The following is a 21,257-nucleotide window of genomic DNA, read 5'->3' on the forward strand; positions in this document are numbered from 1 at the left end:
GAAGGTAATCCTACGATCACCCCCTCCGGCATGGCGATTCGAGAAACGCCACCTTTCGCCACCCCTTCGAATGAACTCGCCCCGCACGGAACGCGATTCACTTGACAGGCGAAGGAGCAGGGTCCGTGAACCGATGCGCGGGGAGGCGCGCGCAGCGGTCCGCACCACCCCCCGCGTCACCGCACGCCCCTCGGGGCGGCGGAGCGCGATGGGGGCTCCCCGGTCCGTAACCACCGGCGCTTCCGACCCGTTGGAGGGGGCATGGGCTTCACGATCGGCGGCATTCGTGAGTTGCGGTCCGGCTCACGCCGCCGCCTGCGCACCACGGAGTGCACAGCGGTGGCCGAGTACACCGGACTGTGGGGCTGGGACGTGGTCCCGGGGGCGAGGGCGGTCGCGGGCCGCTGCTCCTGCGGCGACCTCGGCTGTACGGCACCGGGGGCGCATCCGCTCTCCTTCGCCGAGCCGGTCCCGGCCGGGGCCGGCCTCGACGACGCGACCAAGGCGTGGTCCCGCTACCCGGGGGCGGCCCTGCTGCTGCCGGTCGGCCGGGCCTTCGACGTCATCGAGGTCGCGGAGGCGGCGGGCCGCAGGGCGCTGGTCCGGCTGGAGCGCATGGGGCTGCCGCTGGGCCCGGTGTGCGCCACCCCGACCGGCCGGGCGCAGTTCTTCGTGGCCCCGGGCGCCGCGGCCGAGCTGCCGCGGCTGCTCTACCGGATGGGCTGGGACGACGCCGACCTGGACCTGCACTGCCTGGGTGAGGGTGCCCATGTCACCGCCCCGCCCTCGGATCTGGGCGGCCTCGGCCCGGTGCGCTGGCTGCGCCCGCCGACCCTGGACACGGCGGGAGCACCGCCGCAGGCCCGGCTGCTGCTCGGCACGCTGGCGTACATCTGTCACCGGACGCACTTCTGAGGCGTCCCCGCCCCCCCCTGGCTCCTCCCCCTGACCCCGCCTCTCCCCCTCAGCCCCGCCCCCTCCCCCGTACGTACGAGGAAGGCCCCCGCCGGATCCGGTGGGGGCCTTCCTCGTACGCGGGTGGTGGATCAGTCGCCGATGAGGGCGTCCACGAACGCGCCGGGCTCGAACGGGGCGAGGTCGTCGGGACCCTCGCCCAGGCCGATCAGCTTGACCGGGACGCCCAGCTCGCGCTGGACGGCGATGACGATGCCGCCCTTGGCGGTGCCGTCCAGCTTGGTGAGGACGATGCCGGTGATGTCGACGACCTCGGCGAAGACGCGGGCCTGGATCAGACCGTTCTGGCCGGTGGTGGCGTCGAGGACGAGCAGGATCTCGTCCAGCGGGCCGTGCTTCTCGACGACGCGCTTGACCTTGCCGAGCTCGTCCATGAGGCCGGTCTTGGTGTGCAGCCGGCCGGCGGTGTCGATGAGGACGACGTCCGCCTTCTCGGCGATGCCCTCCTTGACCGCGTCGTAGGCGATCGACGCCGGGTCGCCGCCCTCCGGGCCGCGCACGGTGCGGGCGCCGACGCGCTCGCCCCAGGTCTGGAGCTGGTCGGCGGCGGCGGCGCGGAAGGTGTCGGCGGCGCCGAGCACGACGGACTTGCCGTCGGCGACGAGCACCCGGGCCAGCTTGCCCGTGGTGGTGGTCTTGCCGGTGCCGTTGACGCCGACGACCATCACGACGCCCGGGACGTCCTCGGGGCTCTCGGTCTTCACCGCGCGGTCGAGGTCGGCGCCGAGGAGGGCGACGAGCTCCTCGCGCAGCAGACCGCGCAGCTCCTCGGGGGTGCGGGTGCCGAGCACCTTGACCCGGTCGCGCAGGCGCTCGACCAGCTCCTGGGTGGGGGCGACGCCGACGTCGGCGGTGAGGAGGGTCTCCTCGATCTCCTCCCAGGTGTCCTCGTCGAGGTGCTCGCGGGACAGGAGCGTCAGCAGCCCCTTGCCGAGCGAGTTCTGGGAGCGGGCGAGCCGGGCCCGGAGCCGCACGAGGCGGCCGGCGGTCGGCTCGGGCACCTCGATCTCGGGGGCCTCGGCGACCGGCTCCTCGACCGGAGCGGTGGCCTCGGGGGCCTCGGGGGCGGGGAGGGTGACCTCTTCGACGGTGCGGCGTGGTTCTTCCCGCGGCGTCTCCGCCTCGTCGCCGACGTGCGGTTCGGCGGGCGGAGCGGTGATGGTCGGCGTGGTGGACGGCGGCTCGGCGGGCGGCAGCTGCTTCTTCTTGCGACCGCTGATCACGAGTCCGCTGGTCACGGCGACCGCGACGACCAGAGCGATGACTACAGCAAGGATGAGTTCCATAACCCGTCCAGTATCGGCCACGGGAGCACTGTTCGAGGAGCACGTAGTCTGGGTGGGTCCCCCACATTTGTACGGAGTAGTCCCATGCCCCACGCCTCCGAGACCGAAGGCGCGCCGAGCGGCGGCACGCTGGAGAGCCGCGGCCTCGAACCCGTCCCCGACGCCGAGCGGACCGGCCGGGTCGGTGAGCTCTTCCCGACCTGGGTCGCCGCCAACATCAGTGTGCTGCTGCTCACCATGGGCGCGGGCCTGATCGTCTTCAACGGCCTGAACTTCTGGCAGGTGCTGTTCGTCGCGGTGGCCGCGCCGGTCCTGTCGTACGGGATCGTCGGGCTGATCTCGATCGCGGGCAAGCGCGGCGGGGCACCCGGCATGGCGCTGTCCCGCGCGGTCTTCGGGCAGCGCGGGAACCTGTTCCCGGGCGCGCTGATCTGGGTGGCCCGCTGGGGCTGGGAGACCATCAACGCGGTCACCGGCGCCTACGCGGTGCTGACCGTGCTCGACCTGCTGTTCGGTGTGAAGTCCAACACGGCGCTCATCGTGGTGACGCTGCTGCTCTTCGTGTCCTGCACCTTCCTGGTCTCCGGGCTCGGCATCAACGCGCTGCGGGTGTGCAGCAAGTGGTCGACGTACCTCTTCGGCGCCTTCTCCGTGCTGGTCCTCGTCTACCTGGTGGCGAACACGGACTGGTCGGCGGTCTTCGCCAAGCCGGCCGGTTCGACGGCGATGCTGGTGGCCGGTGTCGGCACCATCGCGGCGGGCGGCATCAGCTGGGTGCCGTCCGGCCCCGACTTCACCCGCTACCTGCCGCGGACCGCCTCCTCCAAGGGCCTGGTCGGCACGACCGTCGGCGGCGCCGGCATCGTGGTGCTGCCGATGGTCCTGATGGGCGCGGTGATGGCGGTCTCGACGCCGGACCTGGCCTCGGCGCAGGACCCGGTCTCCTTCATCGGCGAGCTGCTGCCGGCCTGGATCTCGGTGCCGTACCTGCTGATCGCGCTGATCGGGATGCTGCTGATCAACTCGATGTCGATGTACTCGGCGGGCTTCACCGCGCAGACCCTCGGCATCAAGGTGCCCCGGGCCGCGGCGGTCAGCGTGAACGCGGTGATCAGCCTGATCTTCGGCTTCCTGCTGATGGTGGTGGCGACCAGCTTCATCGGCTCCTTCATCTCCTTCCTGACCCTGCTCGCGGTCGCGTTCTCGGCGTGGATCGGCGTCTTCGGCGTGGACATGCTGAGCCGCCGGACGTACGACGCCGAGGCGCTGATGGACACCACCCGGACCAGCGCGTACTGGTACCGGGGCGGCTTCGCCTGGCAGGCGATGACCGCCTGGGGCGTGGCGCTGGTGGTGGGTCTGCTGTTCACCAGGGTCGACTGGTTCTCCGGCCCGCTGGCCTCCTCCTGGATCGGGCGGAACGGCCTGGGCTGGGCGGCGACGATCGTGGTGGCGGGCGTGCTGTACGCGGTGCTCCCCCGCGAGCGGGCGGCGCGGCCGGCCGTGGTGGCCGGCGAGAAGTCGGGCGAGGAGTCCGGCGGGACGCGCACGACCGTTCTCATCTGACGCCACGTCAGATACCGTCCCCCTCCGACGCACCCGTGGAGGGGGACTTCCCATGCCGTTCACCGTCGTACGGTTCAACCTCGTCGATCCGCGCGCGGACCCGGTCTCCCTCTCGGCCCGCTACCGGGCGGCCGTCGAGATGGCGGCCCACGCCGACGCGCACGGCGTCGACACCGTGCAGACCGAGGAGCACCACGGGGCCGTCAACAACTGGCTCCCCTCCCCCTTCGCCTTCGCCGGGGCCGTCTTCGGCGCCACCCGGCGGATCGCCGTCACCGTCTCCGCGATCATCGGCCCGCTGCACGACCCGCTGCGCCTGGCGGAGGAGATCGCCGTCCTGGACCTGCTGAGCGCGGGCCGGCTGGTGACCGTCGCCGGGATCGGCTACCGGCCGGAGGAGTACGAGGAGCGCGGGGTCGACTGGGGCCGCCGCGGCAAGCTGCAGGACCTGCTCCTGGAGACCCTGCTGACGGCCTGGTCGGGCGAGCCCTTCACGTACCAGGGCCGGACGGTGCGGATCACCCCGCGGCCCTTCACCCAGCCGCACCCGCTGCTCCTGGTCGGCGGCTCGTCGAAGGCGGCGGCCCGGCGGGCGGCCCGGCTGGGGCTGCCCTTCTTCCCCAGCGCGCACCTGCCCGAGCTGGAGACGTACTACCAGGAGCAGTGCGCCGCGCACGGCACGGAGGGCTGGACGATGATGCCGGCCCGCGAGACCCCGCTGCTGCACGTGTCGGAGGACCCGGACCGGACCTGGGCGGAGTTCGGGGAGCACTTCCTGCACGAGGCCCGCACGTACGCCTCCTGGCAGTCGAAGGACATCCGCTCGGCGGTGCGCTCGGGGGCGGGGAGCGTGGCGGAGCTGCGCGCGGAGGGGGTCTACCGGGTGGTGACGCCCGAGGAGTGCGTGGCGCTCGGGCGGGAGCTCGACAGTCTGGTGCTGCATCCGCTGTGCGGCGGGATGCCGGTCGAGGAGGGCTGGCGGAGCGTGCGCCTGTTCTGCGACGCGGTGCTGCCCCGGCTCAAGGGGTAGCCGAACCGCCCCGGCCCGGGGCATCGGGCTCCGGCCGGGGCGGTCTCGGGTACGAGGAGAGGGGCAGCGGGGTTCAGCCCATCTCCTCCAGCGCCTTGCCCTTGGTCTCCTTGACGTACCGGAGCACGAAGGGGATCGAGAGCACGGCGAAGACCGCGTAGATGACGTAGGTGCCGGAGAGGTTCCAGTCCGCGAGGGACGGGAAGCTGGCCGTGATGGCCCAGTTGGCGATCCACTGGGCGGAGGCGGCGACGCCGAGGGCGGCGGCGCGGATCCGGTTCGGGAACATCTCGCCGAGGAAGACCCACACGACCACGCCCCACGAGAGGGCGAAGAAGAGGACGAAGACGTGGGCGGCGACGAGCGCCACGACGCCCTCGGTGGTGGGCAGCTTGCCGTCGACGAGGTCGGCGGAGAAGGCCCAGGCTTCGAAGGCGAGGGCGATCGCCATGCCGACGGAGCCGACCAGGGCGAGCGGCTTGCGGCCGACCCGGTCGACCAGGACCATCGCGATCACGGTGCCGATGATGTTGATGATCGACGTGGTGAACGAGTAGAAGAACGAGCTCGACGGGTCGATGCCGACGGACTGCCACAGGGTCGCCGAGTAGTAGAAGGCGACGTTGATGCCGACGAGCTGCTGGAAGACGGAGAGCCCGATGCCGACCCAGACGATCGGCAGCAGCTTGAACCTGGAGCCCGCCGCCATCAGGTCCTTGAAGGTGGACTTGTGCTCGCTGCGCATGGCGTGGTCGATCTCGGCGACCCGGTGGTCCAGGTCGACGCCGTGGCCCTCGACCTCGGCGAGCACCTCCTTGGCGCGGTCGACGCGGCCCACGGAGATGAGGAAGCGCGGGGACTCGGGGATCGCGAGGGAGAGCAGGCCGTAGAGGATCGCGGGCACGACCATCACGCCGAGCATCCACTGCCAGGCCTCCAGGCCGCCGATCTTGCCGCGCTGGTCGCCGTCGGCCAGCTGGAGGATGCCGTAGTTGACCAGCTGGGAGATGGCGATGCCGATGACGATCGCGGCCTGCTGGAAGGAGCCGAGGCGGCCGCGGTACGCGGCGGGGGCGACCTCCGCGATGTAGGCGGGGCCGATCACCGAGGCCATGCCGATGGCGAAGCCGCCGACGATGCGCCAGAAGGCCAGGTCCCACAGGGCGAAGGGCAGGGCCGAGCCGACGGCGCTGATGGTGAAGAGGACGGCGGCGATCTGCATGCAGCGGATCCGGCCGATGCGGTCGGCGATCCGGCCGGCGGTGGCGGCGCCGATGGCGCAGCCGATCAGCGCGATGGCGATGACCTGGGCCAGGGCCGCCGAGCCGATGTCGTACCGGTCGCGGATGGCCTCGACCGCGCCGTTGATGACGGAGCTGTCGTAACCGAAGAGGAAGCCGCCCATCGCGGCCGAGGCCGAGATGAAGATGACGTGTCCGATGTGGTCCGGATGGGCGGAACGCCCTTCGGACGGCGGCGGTGTGGGCGCCTGCGCGGTGCTGGTCACAAGGACTCCTCGGGGCGCTCCGGCAGCGTCGCCGGTGCGGTGGGGGGCGAGCCCTTCAAGTGGCGCACAACTTCACGCCGCCGACCACTTGAAGGTAAAAGCAACGCGTCAGAGACTATGCCTTCAAGTTTCTAAGTCAATACTCGATGTCGTGTGACTTAATAAGCACCTTGAGGGCTGCTGAGTTCAACCATTGAACGAATGGTGGGCTCGCTCCCGCTCACCGCAGCCGCTGGCTGATCACCTTCGAGACGCCGTCGCCCTGCATCGACACGCCGTACAGCGCGTCGGCGACCTCCATCGTGCGCTTCTGGTGGGTGATGACGATCAGCTGCGAGGACTCCTGGAGCTCCTGCATGATCCGGATCAGCCGCTGGAGGTTGGTGTCGTCCAGCGCCGCCTCGACCTCGTCCATCACGTAGAACGGGCTGGGCCTGGCCTTGAAGATGGAGACGAGCAGCGCCACGGCCGTCAGCGAGCGCTCGCCGCCGGAGAGCAGCGAGAGCCGCTTGACCTTCTTGCCCGGCGGACGGGCCTCGACGTCGATGCCGGTGCGGAGCATGTCGTCCGGGTCGGTGAGCACCAGCCGGCCCTCGCCGCCCGGGAAGAGCCGGGAGAACACGCCCTCGAACTCGCGGGCCGTGTCCCGGTACGCCTCGGTGAAGACCTGCTCGACCCGCAGGTCCACCTCCTTCACGACCTGAAGGAGGTCGGTCCGGGTCTTCTTCAGGTCCGCCAGCTGCTCGGAGAGGAACTGGTGACGCTCCTCCAGGGCGGCGAACTCCTCCAGGGCGAGCGGATTGACCTTGCCGAGCTGCTGGTACGCCCGTTCGGCGGCCTTCAGGCGCTTCTCCTGCTCCGAACGGACGAAGGGACGCTGCTGGTTGCGCGGATGCTCCGGGTCCTCCGGCAGCTCCTCGCCCTCGGCCGGCGGCGACGGCGGTACGGGCCGGTGCGGGCCGTACTCGTCGACCAGCGCGGCCGGCTCCACCCCCAGCTCCTCCAGCGAACGGCTCTCCAGCTGCTCGATCCGCAGCCGCTTCTCGGCGCCCAGGACCTCGCCGCGGTGGACCGAGTCGGTGAGCTTGTCGAGCTCCGCCGTCAGCTCACGGCCGCGGTGGCGGGCGGTCCCCAGTCCCTGCTCGCGGGCGCCCTTCGCGGCCTCGGCGAGGGCCCGTTCGCGTTCGGCGCGCACCACGGAGACCTCCACGTGGGCGAGCAGCTGGCGGGCGCCCGAGGCGACGGCCGCGGCGACCTCCGCCTCGTGGCGCAGCCGGGCCCGGTGCTGCTCGGCGCGGGTCCTGGCCTCGCGCTCGGCGCGGGCGGCGCGGTCCAGGGAGTCGGCCCGTCCGGCCAGGCCCTTGACCCGCTCCTCGTGGGTACGGACCTGGAGGCGGGCCTCCATCTCGGTCTGGCGCGCGTTGGAGCCGTCGATGGCGAGCCGGTCGCGGACCGCCCCGTCGGGCTCCTCGTCCGACCCGTCCCCGAGGGACGCCTCCTCGGCGACGAGCAGCCGTTCGGCCAGCTCCTCCGCCTCGGCCAGCGCGTTCTCCAGGGCCTCCGCGGCCCGCGCGGCGGCCGCGGCGGTCCGTTCGGCCTCCCCGGCGGCGCCCCTGGCCTGTCCGGCGAGCCGCCCGAGCTGCTGGGCGACGGACGACTTCTCCCGGTCGGCGGCCCGGCGCCGCTCGCCCAGCTCCTCGACGAGCCGGGCGGCGGCGCGCCCGCGTTCGGCGGCGGTCTCCTGCCGGGCCGCCAGCTCCTCGCAGCGCACGTCCAGCCCGGCCAGCTCCGCCGCCGCCTCGTCGACGGAGGCCCGCACTTCGAGGAGGCTGGGCGCGCCCGCGGCGCCGCCCTGCGCGAAGTGCGCCCCCAGGAGGTCCCCTTCGGCGGTGACGGCCGTGAGCCCGGGCCGGGCGCGGACGAGCTCGACGGCCTCGTCGAGTCCGTCGACCACGACGACGTCCCGGAGCAGCCGGCGCACGGCGCCGAGGAGCTCGGCGGGGCCGGAGACGAGCGGGGCGGCGGGCACCGCACCGGCCGGCGGGGCGGGGTGCGCCGGGTCCACCGGGTTCCGGTCCGGCCCCTCGGCGCCCGCGAGCAGCAGCGAGGCCCGCCCCGCGTCCTGCTTGCGGAGCAGCCGGAGGGCTTCGGCGGCGGTCGCGGGGCCGGTGACGGCGAGGGCGTCGGCGGCGGCGCCGAGGGCGGCGGCGACCGGGACCTCGTAGCCGGGGGCGACGGTGAGCAGTTCGGCGGCCGGGCCGAGGAGTCCGGCGAGCCCGGCGGTGAGGAGCGCGCCGGTGCCGTCCTTGCGGCGCAGGCCGAGGGCGAGGGCGTCGCGCCGGGCGCCCGCCGCGGCGCGGGCGCGTTCGGCCGTGCCGGCGGCCTCGCGGGCGGCGGCGAGTGCGGACTCCGCGTCGGCGAGTTCCCGGCGGGCGGTCTCGTACCGCTCCCCCAGTTCCGTGTCGCCGTCGTCGAGGCCGTCCACCTCGGCCTTCAGTTCTTCGTACTCCTCCTGTGCGGCGACCGCCCGGTCCCGCGCCTCGTCGCGGGCGGCGGCGAGCCGGTCGATCTCGGCCTGGGCGGAGGCGGCGCGGGAGCGGGCGGCGTTGACCTGTCCGTGCAGCCGGGCCAGGCCCTCGCGGCGGTCGGCGAGGGCGCGGGCCACGTCCTTGAGGCGCCGCTCCTCGACGGCGAGGGCGCGTTCCAGCTCGGCGCGGTGGGCGACGGTGTCCTCCAGGGCCCGCTCGGCGGCCTCCAGGGCGGCCGTCAGTTCGGCCTCCTGCTCGCGGACCCGGGCGGCCTCGCGCTCCAGGTCCTCGGGGTCGCGCCCGCGCCGCTCCTCCACGGGCCGGCCGGTCGCGCTGGTCACGCGGGCGTCGGCGAGCGAGACGGTGCCGCGCACCCGTTCGGCGAGTTGCGACAGCGCGTACCAGTTCTGCTGGGCGTGCTGGAGCCGGGGCGCGAGGCGGCGCACCTCGTCCTCCAGCGCGGCCTCGGCGGCCTGGGCGGCCTTCAGCTCGGCCTCGGTGGACTCCTTGCGGGCGAGGAGTGCGGCCTCGTCGGCGACTTCGGCCTTGAGTGCCTCCCGGAGGCGTACGAGGTCGTCGGAGAGCAGCCGTAGCCGGGCGTCGCGCAGGTCGGCCTGGATGACGGCGGCGCGGCGGGCGACGGCGGCCTGCCGGCCGAGCGGTTTGAGCTGGCGGCGCAGTTCGTCGGTGAGGTCCTGGACGCGGGCGAGGTTGGCCTGCATCGCGTCCAGCTTCCGCAGCGCCTTCTCCTTGCGCTTGCGGTGCTTGAGGACGCCGGCGGCCTCCTCGATGAAGGCGCGCCGGCCCATGGGGTCGGCGTGCAGGACGGAGTCGAGCTGGCCCTGGCCGACGATGACGTGCATCTCGCGGCCGATGCCGGAGTCGGAGAGCAGGTCCTGGATGTCGAGCAGCCGGCAGGTGTCGCCGTTGATCTGGTATTCGCTGCTGCCACCGCGGAACATGATCCGGGTGAGGGTGACCTCGGCGTAGTCGATGGGGAGCGCGCCGTCGGAGTTGTCGATGGTCAGCGAGACCTCGGCGCGGCCGAGCGGGGGGCGCCCGGTCGTGCCGGCGAAGATGACGTCCTCCATCTTGCCGCCGCGCAGCGACTTGGCGCCCTGTTCGCCCATGACCCAGGAGAGCCCGTCGACGACGTTGGACTTGCCGGATCCGTTGGGGCCGACGACGCAGGTGATCCCGGGTTCGAACCGCAGGGTGGTGGCGGAGGCGAACGACTTGAAACCGCGGAGCGTCAGGGCCTTGAGATGCACGCCTGCGGACTCTACCCGGGGTGTCGGGTTTCGCCCGTGAACGCGCAGGGCACACCCTCCCCCAAGGAGGGGACCGGGGGACCGGGGTGGCGCGCGGAACGAGGTGCCGCAAGAAAGAAGGGACGCCTGGGCGCCCCTTGCATATCTAGCCTTCCAGCGAGAGTGTTTCTCACCGAGGCCCCGGCACGGGGCGTCAGGTGAGCGCAGGCTCCGCCTTGGGAACGTCGAGGTCGATGCTGTCCAACAGCGACTCTCCGTGGTGAGCGGCGGCAGCGGCGAGCGCGTCGTTCTCGGACTGGATCCGAACCAGCTCGGACTCGAGGTCCTGGACGCGCTGCTGAAGCCGTCGCATCTCGGCGAGGAGTCGCGGGTCGGAGCCGCCGACGTAACCGAGAAGCGCCTTTGCCATGATGGATGGTCCTCCACACTGAGTGACCGACCGAAGCGGTGTGGGTCGTGAGGGATTCGCACCCGCGGTGCCCGACCATGCTCTTTGTCGTGCCGTTCTCACGGTCGGACAGCTAAGGTGCGCGGGGCTTCCAGAGTCTCACCAAAAAGTTTGACGGTCAACACGATCACGCCCCGTATCCAGGGCTACCGGGGGGTCCGCGGCCGCGGGAAGGGCGGCGGCGCCTCGCAACTCGGTGCCTCGGGGCTCTGGAGATCATCCTTACTCGCGCAGCCTGGCACGGCAAGCCCTTCTTGGCAACCACCAGGGGGTTTCCGCTGCCGGCGGCCCTTCCGCGTACGCCGTGAGCGCCCCCCGCGCGCCCCTCACGGGCCGTCGCGCGGGGGCGTTCGGACAAGATCGTCGGGCGGGTTCAGCGGATCGCGAAGGTCTCGTAGATGCCTCGGGGCGTGTCCCATATCTCAGTGACCCCGTCCACGCGCCCGGGCGTGTCGTCGGACCGGAGCCAGTCCAGGAGACGGTGGCAATTCTCACTCGGCCCCTCGGCCACGACCTGCACCCGGCCGTCGTCGAGGTTCAGGGCGAAGCCCACGAGCCCTCCGATCTCCAGTGCGTTTGCCCTGGTGAACCAGCGGAAGCCCACTCCCTGTACCCGGCCGCGCACCCAGGCGGTCATCCGTACGTCGTCGTTCATGGCTGCACGCTAGCGGGCGGATCACCGAACGAGCACGTCAGCCCCGCATGTCATGGCGTACAGTCCCGACGGAATGGGAGTCACCCGCTCGGCCGAGTCCCGTTCGACAGCATCCACAGAAGCAAACACCAGCAAAGATCGCTCTTCAGGGAGGCAGCGGATGGGACGCCATCGGGGCGCGCGACGCGGCGCGCCGGTACGCACCGGACTGCTCGGTGTCTCCGCCGCGGTCGCCGTCGGCGCGATCGCGGTCACCTCGGGCCTGCTGCCCGGCGGTGACACGTTCACGGTGGGCAGCGCGGGCTCGGGCGGCAAGGAGCGCGCGGCGACCCAGCAGGCGCCGAGCCTGACCACGCAGGGCGGCGCCTCGGCGACCCCCGCCGGCGACTCCACCCCGAAGCGCACCGGTACGGGCACGGGTACGGGAACGGGGAACGGCAAGGCCGCGACCCCGTCGAAGGCCCCGTCGAAGGCCCCGGCGACGCCTTCTCCGAAGCCCACGCCCGCGAGGACGACGGCCGCGCCGAGCCCGAAGGCCCCGGCGCCCACGCCCTCCCGGACGGCCCGCCCGACCCAGGCGCCGACCGCGAAGGCCCCGGAGCCGGTGGCCACCGTCCGCTCACTGGCCGCCCGCGAGACGGCCGCCGAGGCGGAGGTCGTCCGGCTGGTGAACGCCGAGCGCGCCAAGGTGGGCTGTGTCGCGGTCCGCTCCGACACGGAGCTCGCCTCCCTGGCGGGCGCCTTCAGCGCGGACATGGCCGCACGGAACTTCTTCGACCACACGGACCCCGACGGCCGGACCCCCTGGGTGCGCGCCGAGGCGGCGGGCGTGAGCGGTCTGGGCGCCGAGAACATCGCACGCGGCCAGGTGGACGCGGCCGCGGTGATGAAGTCCTGGATGGCGAGCGACGGGCACCGGGCGAACATCCTGAACTGCGACTACAAGACGCTGGGCGTGGGCGTGCACTTCGCGGACGGCGGTCCGTGGTGGACCCAGGACTTCGGCCTCTGATTCCCCGGCCCCTCGGATCCCGGACCCCTGATCCCCGGATCCCGCGCGCACCCTCGTACGCCCATGCGAAAGGCCCCGTCACCACTGTGGTGACGGGGCCTTTCGCGTGGGGCGCGGGTCAGGCAGCGGCCTTGCCGAGCGCAAACGTGCGGGCGGTCTCGGCGACGCGGCGGCCGAGGTGCTCGGCGGTGGCGACGTCGGCCTTGTGGACGGCCTCGGGGCCCAGGTCGCTGGGGGTCTGGGCGGCGGCGCCGGAGAAGAAGCCGAGCCGGTTGATGTCGTTCTCGGAGGCGGTGCTGCTGTTCCAGCCGGGCTTCAGGCCCAGGTTGACCCAGGTCATGCCGTGCTGGCCGGCGAGGGTCTGGAAGAACTGCAGGGTGTGCAGCTTGTCGCCGCTCTTGGAGGCGGAGTTGGTGAAGCCGGCCGCCAGCTTGTCCAGCCAGGCGTCGGCGAACCAGCGCTTCGAGCTGGCCTCAGCGAACTGGTGGAAGGCGCCCGAGGCGGTGCCCATGTAGGTCGGCGAGCCGAAGACGATGGCGTCCGACCCGTCGAGCAGCTCCCACTCGGCGTCGGTGATCTCGTCGACCTTGATCAGGTGGACGGTGGCACCGGCGTCGGCGGCCCCGTTCCGGACGGCCTCGGCGATGACGGCGGTGTGGCCGTAGCCGGAGTGGTACGCGATGGAGACGACGGGCGTGGTCATGGAAAGGCTCCTCGGCGGGGCGGGGACGGCAGGGGGTGACGAGAGAAAGTAGAGCACTAACTTTTCGACAGCGCAACCTGCAATGCAGCGCATCCCCACCCACAGCGCTGTGCGCGAGTATGGTAGAGGGCATGACCGACGACCCGGACCTCGCTTTCGATGTCTTCGCCAAGTCCTGTCCGTCCCGCGGCACGCTGGAGCACGTGACCGGCCGCTGGGGCAGCCTGACGCTGGGCGCGCTCCACGAGGGCTCGTTCCGCTTCAACGAGCTGCGGCGCAGGGTGGACGGCGTCAGCGAGAAGATGCTGTCCCAGACGCTGCACGCGCTGGAGCGCGACGGCCTGGTGCACCGCGAGGCGCAGCCCACCAACCCCCCGCGCGTGGACTACCGGCTGACCCCGCTGGGCCAGGAGGTCGCCGAGCGGCTGCTGGGCCTCATCCACCTCGTCGAGGGCCGGATGGACCAGGTGCTCGTCGCCCGCGAGCAGTACGACGCGGAGCGCGCGGAGCCGGTCACGCCCTGAGGGACGGGGGCCTCCGGCCGGTCAGGCCGTGACGCGCGGCGGGCGCTGGCAGCGCGGGCAGTAGTAGCTGGACCGGTTCATCCACGCGCGCCGGCGCATCGGCGTACCGCAGCGGTGACACGGCTCGCCCTCCCGCCCGTACGCGTCGAGCGAGCGGTCGAAGTACCCGGACTCGCCGTTCACGTTGACGTACAGCGCGTCGAAGCTGGTGCCGCCGGCCGCGAGGGCCTGGTTCATCACGTCCCGCGCGTGCCCGAGGAGCTCGGCCGAGCGCGGCCGGGTCAGGGTCGCGGTCGGCCGGTCGTAGTGCAGCTTCGCGCGCCACAGCGCCTCGTCGGCGTAGATGTTGCCGACGCCGCTGATCAGCGACTGGTCGAGCAGCGCGCGCTTGACCGTGGTGCGCCGCAGCCGCAGCGCCGTCTGGAAGGCGGCGTCGTCGAAGAGCGGGTCCAGCGGATCGCGCGCGATGTGCGCGATGACGTCGGGCAGCCCGTCCGTGCTGCCGGGGGCGGTGTCGTGCAGCGAGAGCCCGCCGAAGGTGCGCTGGTCGACGAAGCGCAGCTCGGTGCCGGCGCTGTCGGCGAAGCGCACCCGGATCCGCAGGTGCTTCTCGTCCGCCGCGTCCTCGGGCTGCACGAGCAGCTGCCCGCTCATGCCGAGGTGCCCGAGCACGGAGGCGTCGGCGTCGGCGAGCGGCAGCCACAGGTACTTGCCGCGCCGCCGCGCGGTGCCGATCCGGTGTCCCCTCAGCCGGGCCGCGAAGTCCGCGCCGCCCTCCGGATGGCGCCGTACGGCCCGGGGGTGCAGGACCTCGACCTCGGCGACGGTCCGTCCGGCGACCCACCGCTCAAGACCGCGGCGTACGACCTCGACCTCGGGCAGCTCGGGCACGGGACTCCTCCGGAACGGTTCCTGCGGGTGATGTCCGCAGCCTACAACCGTCCCGGCACGACGATGCCCCCGTCCCCTGGGAAGGGGGCGGGGGCATCGGGAAGCGAACGGGTCAGGCCGGAGCCTGGCCCTCGGCGGAAGAGGGTTCGGCGACCTCTTCCACACCGTTGTCGGAGGCGTTCTCGGCAGCGGCCTTCGCCGCCGCCGCGCGCTCGTCCGCGGCGGCGCGAATCGCACGCCACGCGGACTCGGCCGCCTGCTGTTCCGCTTCCTTCTTGCTGCGGCCGGTGCCGGTGCCGTACGAGACACCACCGACGCGGGCGGCAGCAGTGAAGGTCTTCTCGTGGTCCGGACCCTCCTCGCTGACGAGGTACTCCGGAACACCCAGGCCCTCGGCCGCGGTCAGCTCCTGGAGACTGGTCTTCCAGTCCAGGCCTGCGCCGAGGTTCGAGGACTTCTCGATGAGCGGGTCGAAGAGCCGGTGCACCAGCTCACCCGCCGCGTCGAGACCCTGGTCGAGATAGACCGCGCCGATCACCGCTTCGAGGGTGTCGGCGAGGATGGAGGCCTTGTCCCGGCCGCCCGTGCCCTCTTCACCCCGGCCGAGCCGGATGAAGGAGCCCAGTTCGAGGCCGCGGCCCACTTCCGCCAGCGCACGCGAGTTGACCACCGCGGCCCGCAGTTTGGCCAGCTGGCCTTCGGGCAGATCGGGGTGGGTGCGATAGAGCGTGTCCGTGACCACCAGGCCGAGCACGGAGTCCCCGAGGAACTCAAGACGCTCGTTGGTGGGCAGACCGCCGTTCTCGTACGCGTACGAACGGTGGGTGAGCGCACGCACCAGAAGGGCGGACTCGAGCTGATACCCGAGCCGCCCTTCCAGAAGCGTGTGGGACGAGGCTGTGTTGACGTGGTCAGACATCGTGCCTCTCACCAGCCACTCAGACCGAGATGACCTGGCGCTTGTTGTAGGTGCCGCAGCTCGGGCACGCGATGTGCTGCAGCTTCGGCTCCTGGCAACGCTCGCACGAAACCAGGGTGGGGACCGCAGCCTTCCACTGCGACCGGCGGTGGCGCGTGTTGCTGCGCGACATCTTCCGCTTCGGAACAGCCACGGCTACTTCTCCTGCTTCTCGGCGGCGCTTCGGACGTCACCGTCAGAGGAGCCGCTCATGTTGTCCTTCTCATCGGTTCCCTGCGAACCGGCGAGTCCCTGCAGTGCCGCCCAACGAATGTCGACGGCGTCGTGGTGGTGGTCCGGGTTCTCGTTCAGGTTGATTCCACAGGTGGAACACAGACCTTCACAGTCCTCCCGGCACACCGGCTGCATCGGCAGTGCGAGCACCACCGCATCACGCAGCACGGGCTCGAGGTCGAACATGCCGTCCTCGAGGGGGATCATGTCCTCGTCGTCCTCGGCTTCGTCGTCCGCGGCCGCCCTAGAGCGGCCCCGGTCGTCGGAGTCGGGGTACGAGAACATCTCCTGGAAGTCGGCGTCGAGCTCAAGCTCCACGGACTCCAGACACCTTACGCACTCCCCCTCGGCCGATGCACGGGCGGTGCCTGTGACAAGCACCCCTTCCATGACCGACTCGAGTCGGAGTTCGATCTCCACCGGAGCGCCCTCGGGCACTCCGATGACCCCCGCGACGCCCAGATCCCTGGGGGCGTCGACCGTGCGGGAGATCCGCTGGAGGGCGCCAGGACGCCGCCCCAGCTCGTGCGTGTCGAACACGAGGGGGTCGCGGTGGTCGAGGCGCGTACTCAGGGCTCTTCCTGCTTTCGGATCGTTCACATCGTGAGGGGGGCTGCCGACCGTGGGCAGCAAGGATCGCGGGCATACGCGCGACCGAAGAGCCAGGATACTGGACGCTTCGCCCAGGGCCCAATCCGGGTGAGCTCCCCCGGTCAGTGCCCCTGCTCGTAGCGGCGCAGCTGCTCCAGATCGATCATGCTCGTGTCGAAGAAGCTGGTCTCGTCGAGCGCGGCGGCCTGCGGCTGGTGCGCGGGCTGGGCCGGCTGCTGCTGCTGCTCGTAGCCGTACTGCTGCTGGGCCGCGTACCCGTAGGGATCCGCCTGCGGCTGCTGGTACGCGTACGGGTCCTGCTGCTGGTACCCGTACGGGTCGGGCTGCTGGACCGGGACCGGCTGCGCCTGCGGGACCTGCTGCTGGGCCGCGTACCCGTACGGGTCGTGCTGCGGCTGCGGCGGGGCCTGCTGCTGCGGGATCTGCACGGGCTCCGGGTCGGCCAGCTCGGCGAGACCGGCCAGGTAGTCGGCGTCGCTGGTGTGCACGGCGGCGCCGGCGGCGTCCTGGGCGGCCATGTGCTCGGCGAGGTCGTCGGAGGCGATCCGGCCGTGCAGCTTCTGCCGGCCGCGGCCCACCGCCTCCAGGGTCGTGGAGAGCACGGCCTCGAAGGCGCCCAGCTTGGCGTCCACGTAGGCGTCGGCGCGGTGGATCAGGGTCTGCGGGTCCGCGCTGTACTCGGGGGCGTCCGGGTCGGCGTACCCGTCCGCGTCGAGGCCGGGGCCCCGGCCGAGCAGCTTCTCGCGGCCGCGGTCGACGGAGCCGATGGTCTTGTTGAGGACGACCTCGAAGTTGGCCAGCTTGGAGTCGACGTAGTCGTCGGCCTCGGCGCGGACCTCCTCCGCCTCCCGGCGGGCCTCGGTGAGGATGCGGTCGGCCTCGCCCTGGGACTGCCGGGCGACCTGGCTGTCGGAGACGATCGAGCCGCGCTCGGCGTGCGCGGCCTCGATGATCCGCTCGGCCTCCTGGCGGGCCTGCTCGACCATCTGCTCCCGGCCGCCGATCAGCTCCCGCGCCTGGGCGAGCGAGCCGGGCAGGGCCTCGCGCACCTCTTCGAGCAGGGCGAGCAGCTCGGCCCGGTTGATCACGCAGGAGGCCGACATGGGCATGGAACGGGCGCTCTGGACCGTCGCGACGATCTCGTCGAGCTTCTTCTGCACGTCCACCGGTGCTCGCCACTCTCTACAGCTGGATGGAGACGGACGGGACGACTGTAAGGCCAGTCGGGCCCCGTCCGGGACCTGGTGACGGAGCGTCAGGTGTGGTGGCCGCGGGTCACTGCCCGGAGCGCTGCTCGGCGAGCCGTTCGGTGAGCCGGCCGAGGACCGCCGGGGGCACCAGGTGCGAGACGTCGCCGCCCCAGGCCGCGACCTCCTTGACCAGCGAGGACGACAGGAAGCTGTACGTCGGGTTGGTCGGCACGAACAGGGTCTCGACGCCCGAGAGCCCGATGTTCATCTGCGCCATCTGGAGCTCGTAGTCGAAGTCGCTGACGGCCCGCAGCCCCTTGACGATGGCGGGGATGTCGCGCTGCTTGCAGAAGTCGACGAGCAGTCCGTGGAAGGACTCGACCTCGACGTTGCCGAAGTCGGCGGTGACCTCTCGGATCAGCCCGATCCGCTCGTCGACCGTGAAGAGGCCCTTCTTCGACTGGTTGATCATCACCGCGACGTGCACCACGTCGTACAGCTTGGAGGCGCGGGCGATGATGTCGAGATGTCCATTGGTGATGGGGTCGAATGACCCCGGACAGACGGCGCGTCGCAACGTGGGTCCCTCGCTCTCCGGTCCGGTCATCGTGCGTCTTCGCACGTAGAGGCGGCGCGACCGTACCAAAACGTTCCCTCGCCGTAGCGACGGGCCCGCAGTGGTGCGAAGCCGTCCGGCCAGCCGAACTCGCCGCCCCGGGTGCTGCGCTCCACGGTGACGAGGGCATCGTCGGCGATCCAGCCCCCTGAGCGCATTGTGAGGAGGATCTCCCGAAGATCGGCGTCCTCGACGGCGTACGGGGGGTCGAGGAAGACCAGGTCGTACGGCTCCGCGGGCGCCGGGCCCGTCACGATCTGCTCCGCTTTGCCGGTGCGCAGCTCGGCGCCCGGCAGGGCGAGCGAGCCGATGTTGTCCCGGACGGTCTTCGCGGCGCGGGGGTCGGCCTCGACCAGCAGGGCGTGCGCGGCGCCACGGGAGAGCGCCTCCAGGCCGACGGCGCCGGAGCCCGCGTACAGGTCGGCCACCCTGGCCCCCTCCAGGCCGTGGAACGACTCCCAGGTGGAGAAGAGGCCCTCCCGCGCCCGGTCGGAGGTGGGTCGGGTGCCGGTGCCCGGCGGCACGGCGAGTCGGCGTCCGCCGGCGGTGCCGGCGATCACGCGGGTCATCTGGGGTCCTCGTCATCCATAAGGCAGTGCGTGCGCTCCAGCTTATGGCGGACGGAGCCGGTACGGGCGGGCGCGGGCCGCCCGTACGCGTCTCAGCCCTTCTCCAGGTACTCCTCCCGCTCCTTGTCGAGCAGCGCGTCGAGGGCGGTGCGCAGCTCGGGGTGGGCGGTGAGGTCGGGGTCGGCGAGGACGACGGCGGTGGCCTCCTCGCGGGCCGCGGTGATGACCTCCTCGTCGTCGATGACGGTGAGCATCCGCAGCGAGGAGCGCACGCCGGACTGGGCCTGGCCGAGGACGTCGCCCTCGCGGCGCTGTTCGAGGTCGATACGGGAGAGCTCGAAGCCGTCGAGGGTGGAGGCGACGGCGCCGAGCCGCTGCCGGGCGGGGCTGGCCTCGGGCATCTCGGTGACCAGCAGGCACAGGCCGGCGGCGGAGCCCCGGCCGACCCGGCCGCGGAGCTGGTGGAGCTGGGAGACGCCGAAGCGGTCGGCGTCCATGATCACCATGGCGGTGGCGTTGGGCACGTTGACGCCGACCTCGATGACGGTGGTGGCGACCAGGACGTCCACCTCGGCGGCGGCGAAGCGGCGCATGACGTCGTCCTTGTCGTCGGGGTGCATCCTGCCGTGCAGCACCTCGACGCGGAGCCCGGCGAGCGGCCCGGTGCGCAGCTGTTCGGCGACCTCCAGGACGGCGAGCGGCGGGCGCTTCTCGGCCTCGTCCTCGGGGCTCGCCTTGCCCTTCTTCTGCTTCTGTTCCTCCTCGTCGCCGATCCGGGGGCAGACGACGTACGCCTGGTGGCCGCCCTCCACCTCCTCGCGGACCCGCTCCCAGGCGCGGGCGAGGAAGTGCGGCTTGTCGGCGGCGGGCACCACGTGGCTGGCGATCGGGGACCGGCCGGCCGGCAGCTGGTCGAGGACCGAGGTCTCCAGGTCGCCGAAGACGGTCATGGCGACCGTCCGGGGGATGGGTGTCGCGGTCATCACCAGCAGGTGCGGGGGCTGCTTGCCCTTGCCGCGCAGGGCGTCGCGCTGCTCCACGCCGAAGCGGTGCTGCTCGTCGACGACGACCAGGCCCAGGTCGTGGAACTGCACCTTGTCCTCGATGAGGGCGTGGGTGCCGATGACGATCCCGGCCTCGCCGGTGACCAGGTCGAGCAGCGCCCGGCGCCGTCCGGCGGCGCCCATCGACCCGGTGAGCACCACGACCTTGGTGGCGTGCTCGGAGCCGCCGAGCATCCCGCCCTCGGCGAGCTCGCCCATCATCTCGGTGACCGAGCGGTGGTGCTGCTGGGCGAGGACCTCGGTGGGCGCCAGCATGGCGGCCTGTCCCCCGGCGTCGACGACGGCGAGCATCGCGCGCAGGGCGACCATGGTCTTGCCGGAGCCGACCTCTCCCTGGAGGAGCCGGTGCATGGGGTGGTCGGTGGCGAGGTCGTCGAAGATCTCCCGGGTGACCTTCTGCTGTCCTTCGGTGAGGGTGAAGGGGAGCTTGGCGTCGAAGGCGTCGAGCAGGCCGCCCTCGGCAGGTCTGCGGGGGACGGCGGGGAGCTGGGTGTCGGCGTGGCGGCGGCGGGCGAGGGCCACCTGGAGGACGAACGCCTCGTCCCACTTGAGGCGGTCGCGGGCGTCGGCGATGTCGGCCTTGGTGTGCGGGCGGTGGACCTTGCCGAGGGCGTCGGCCAGGTCGGTGAGGCCGCGGCCCTCGCGCAGGGCGGGCGGCAGCGGGTCGACGAGGCCGGCCCAGCCGGTGGCGGCCATGGAGTCCAGGGCGATGGCCACGGACTGCTCGATGGTCCAGGACTCCAGCTGCTTGCAGGCCGGGTAGATGGGCAGCAGCTCGCTCGCGAAGGCCCTGACGGTCTCGGTGCTGCTGTCGGCGTCGATCAGCTTGTACTCGGGGTGGGAGAGCTGGAGCCGGCGGTTGAACAGGCCGACCTTGCCGGCGAACATGGCGCGCCGGCCGGGCAGCAGCTCCTTCTGGTGGAAGTGGACGGTGCGGCCGAAGAAGACCAGCTGCATGCGTCCGCTGCCGTCGGTGATGGTGACTTCGAGGCGCTGGCCCTTGCCCCGGCCGCCCTTGTTGAAGGTGTGCACGCGGGCGTCGGCGACCTGGGCGACGACGGTGACGTGCTCGTCGAGGGGCAGGTCGGCGAGCGCGGTCAGCTCGCCGCGCTCCGCGTACCGCCGGGGGTAGTGGTGGAGCAGGTCGCCCACGGTGTGCAGGTCCATGTGCTCGGCCATCACCTTGGCGGTGGCGGCGCCGAGCAGGTTCTTCAGCGGGTCGGCGAGGAGCACGGCACCTCCTGCGGGCGGGCGGCGGCCCCGGCGGTCGCCGCGGCGGTCGCGGCTCCGAGCGGCTTCTTCAGTGGTTCGTCGAGCGCAGGCACGCGGTCCATTGCACACCACCGCACTGACAGACGTCGCGCAGGCCGTGGCCATCGGTTGGTCACGTCGGAGCGGTGGCGCCTAGGATGGCCGCTCTTCCGCCCCTCCCCGCGATCACCGGACGCCGGGATCGCCCGACCCGCGCCGTCGCCCGTCCCCCCACCGGCGCAGCGACGATGACTGCTGACCAGACACCTCATACGTTCCAGGTCGATCTGCGTGGCCTGGTGGACCTGCTCTCCCACCACCTCTACTCCAGCCCCCGGGTCTACCTGCGCGAACTCCTCCAGAACGC

The 21,257-nt window shown here is 72.1% G+C and carries 19 protein-coding genes; 5 read left to right on the forward strand and 14 right to left on the reverse strand.

Annotated features, from left to right (window positions below; genetic code table 11):
- Positions 1-261 precede the first annotated feature (261 nt).
- Positions 262-915: a bifunctional DNA primase/polymerase gene (locus tag AB0Q96_RS34280; protein ID WP_365332409.1), complete on the forward strand. Its 654-nt coding sequence runs from the start codon at positions 262-264 to the stop codon at positions 913-915.
- A gap of 131 nt (positions 916-1,046) precedes the next feature.
- On the opposite strand, the gene ftsY is transcribed toward AB0Q96_RS34280, so the two are convergent.
- On the reverse strand, positions 1,047-2,261 hold the full coding sequence (ftsY, locus tag AB0Q96_RS34285; RefSeq protein WP_365332411.1) for a signal recognition particle-docking protein FtsY: 1,215 nt from the start codon (positions 2,259-2,261) through the stop codon (positions 1,047-1,049).
- Positions 2,262-2,345: 84 nt separating this feature from the next.
- Here ftsY and AB0Q96_RS34290 point away from each other — a divergent pair, with 84 nt between their 5' ends.
- Positions 2,346-3,827, forward strand: coding sequence for a cytosine permease (locus AB0Q96_RS34290; RefSeq protein ID WP_365332413.1), 1,482 nt, complete (start codon positions 2,346-2,348; stop codon positions 3,825-3,827).
- A gap of 52 nt (positions 3,828-3,879) precedes the next feature.
- A complete protein-coding gene (locus tag AB0Q96_RS34295) occupies positions 3,880-4,857 on the forward strand; it encodes an LLM class flavin-dependent oxidoreductase (protein ID WP_365332415.1) in 978 nt (325 codons plus the stop codon).
- A 73-nt stretch (positions 4,858-4,930) separates the two neighbouring features.
- On the opposite strand, the gene AB0Q96_RS34300 is transcribed toward AB0Q96_RS34295, so the two are convergent.
- The 4 genes from AB0Q96_RS34300 to AB0Q96_RS34315 form a co-directional block, all read right to left on the reverse strand.
- Positions 4,931-6,364 (reverse strand): sugar porter family MFS transporter, encoded by a 1,434-nt coding sequence (locus AB0Q96_RS34300; RefSeq protein ID WP_365332418.1) that lies wholly within the window; start codon positions 6,362-6,364, stop codon positions 4,931-4,933.
- A 220-nt stretch (positions 6,365-6,584) separates the two neighbouring features.
- On the reverse strand, positions 6,585-10,163 hold the full coding sequence (gene smc, locus AB0Q96_RS34305; RefSeq protein ID WP_365332420.1) for a chromosome segregation protein SMC: 3,579 nt from the start codon (positions 10,161-10,163) through the stop codon (positions 6,585-6,587).
- Between the two features lie 193 nt (positions 10,164-10,356).
- On the reverse strand, positions 10,357-10,572 hold the full coding sequence (locus AB0Q96_RS34310; protein WP_351671903.1) for a hypothetical protein: 216 nt from the start codon (positions 10,570-10,572) through the stop codon (positions 10,357-10,359).
- Positions 10,573-10,984: 412 nt separating this feature from the next.
- Positions 10,985-11,266, reverse strand: a complete 282-nt coding sequence (locus AB0Q96_RS34315) for an acylphosphatase (RefSeq protein ID WP_365332422.1) — start codon at positions 11,264-11,266, stop codon at positions 10,985-10,987.
- A gap of 160 nt (positions 11,267-11,426) precedes the next feature.
- On the opposite strand from AB0Q96_RS34315, the gene AB0Q96_RS34320 reads away from it, so the two are divergent.
- On the forward strand, positions 11,427-12,278 hold the full coding sequence (locus tag AB0Q96_RS34320) for a CAP domain-containing protein (protein WP_365332424.1): 852 nt from the start codon (positions 11,427-11,429) through the stop codon (positions 12,276-12,278).
- Between the two features lie 118 nt (positions 12,279-12,396).
- Here AB0Q96_RS34320 and AB0Q96_RS34325 read toward each other — a convergent pair whose 3' ends face one another.
- The gene (locus AB0Q96_RS34325; protein ID WP_365332426.1) at positions 12,397-12,981 is read right to left on the reverse strand and encodes a flavodoxin family protein; all 585 of its coding nucleotides are present in this window, start codon (positions 12,979-12,981) and stop codon (positions 12,397-12,399) included.
- A 131-nt stretch (positions 12,982-13,112) separates the two neighbouring features.
- Between AB0Q96_RS34325 and AB0Q96_RS34330 the strand changes: the two genes are divergently transcribed.
- Positions 13,113-13,505, forward strand: a complete 393-nt coding sequence (locus tag AB0Q96_RS34330) for a helix-turn-helix domain-containing protein (RefSeq protein ID WP_365332428.1) — start codon at positions 13,113-13,115, stop codon at positions 13,503-13,505.
- 21 nt (positions 13,506-13,526) lie between these two features.
- Here AB0Q96_RS34330 and mutM read toward each other — a convergent pair whose 3' ends face one another.
- From mutM to recG, 8 genes are all read right to left on the reverse strand, one after another.
- Complete coding sequence (mutM, locus tag AB0Q96_RS34335; RefSeq protein WP_365332430.1) at positions 13,527-14,396, reverse strand: bifunctional DNA-formamidopyrimidine glycosylase/DNA-(apurinic or apyrimidinic site) lyase; 870 nt, start codon at positions 14,394-14,396, stop codon at positions 13,527-13,529.
- A gap of 112 nt (positions 14,397-14,508) precedes the next feature.
- Positions 14,509-15,315: a ribonuclease III gene (gene rnc, locus AB0Q96_RS34340; protein ID WP_365332432.1), complete on the reverse strand. Its 807-nt coding sequence runs from the start codon at positions 15,313-15,315 to the stop codon at positions 14,509-14,511.
- A 19-nt stretch (positions 15,316-15,334) separates the two neighbouring features.
- Positions 15,335-15,508 carry a 50S ribosomal protein L32 gene (gene rpmF / locus AB0Q96_RS34345; RefSeq protein ID WP_329424582.1) on the reverse strand — a complete coding sequence of 58 codons (174 nt, stop codon included), beginning with the start codon at positions 15,506-15,508 and terminating at the stop codon, positions 15,335-15,337.
- A 2-nt stretch (positions 15,509-15,510) separates the two neighbouring features.
- Positions 15,511-16,188: a DUF177 domain-containing protein gene (locus AB0Q96_RS34350; RefSeq protein ID WP_365332434.1), complete on the reverse strand. Its 678-nt coding sequence runs from the start codon at positions 16,186-16,188 to the stop codon at positions 15,511-15,513.
- A gap of 113 nt (positions 16,189-16,301) precedes the next feature.
- Entirely contained in the window at positions 16,302-17,366 is a 1,065-nt protein-coding gene (locus AB0Q96_RS34355; RefSeq protein WP_365332436.1) for an ATP synthase F0 subunit B, read from the reverse strand.
- A 109-nt stretch (positions 17,367-17,475) separates the two neighbouring features.
- The gene (gene coaD, locus AB0Q96_RS34360) at positions 17,476-17,967 is read right to left on the reverse strand and encodes a pantetheine-phosphate adenylyltransferase (protein ID WP_365332437.1); all 492 of its coding nucleotides are present in this window, start codon (positions 17,965-17,967) and stop codon (positions 17,476-17,478) included.
- A gap of 26 nt (positions 17,968-17,993) precedes the next feature.
- Positions 17,994-18,575: a 16S rRNA (guanine(966)-N(2))-methyltransferase RsmD gene (rsmD, locus tag AB0Q96_RS34365; protein ID WP_365332438.1), complete on the reverse strand. Its 582-nt coding sequence runs from the start codon at positions 18,573-18,575 to the stop codon at positions 17,994-17,996.
- A gap of 92 nt (positions 18,576-18,667) precedes the next feature.
- Entirely contained in the window at positions 18,668-20,818 is a 2,151-nt protein-coding gene (recG, locus tag AB0Q96_RS34370; protein ID WP_365332447.1) for an ATP-dependent DNA helicase RecG, read from the reverse strand.
- Positions 20,819-21,257: the final 439 nt, after the last annotated feature.

Origin of the sequence: Streptomyces sp. NPDC093111, from assembly GCF_040683955.1 — a bacterium.
Taxonomy (GTDB): Bacteria; Actinomycetota; Actinomycetes; order Streptomycetales; family Streptomycetaceae; genus Streptomyces.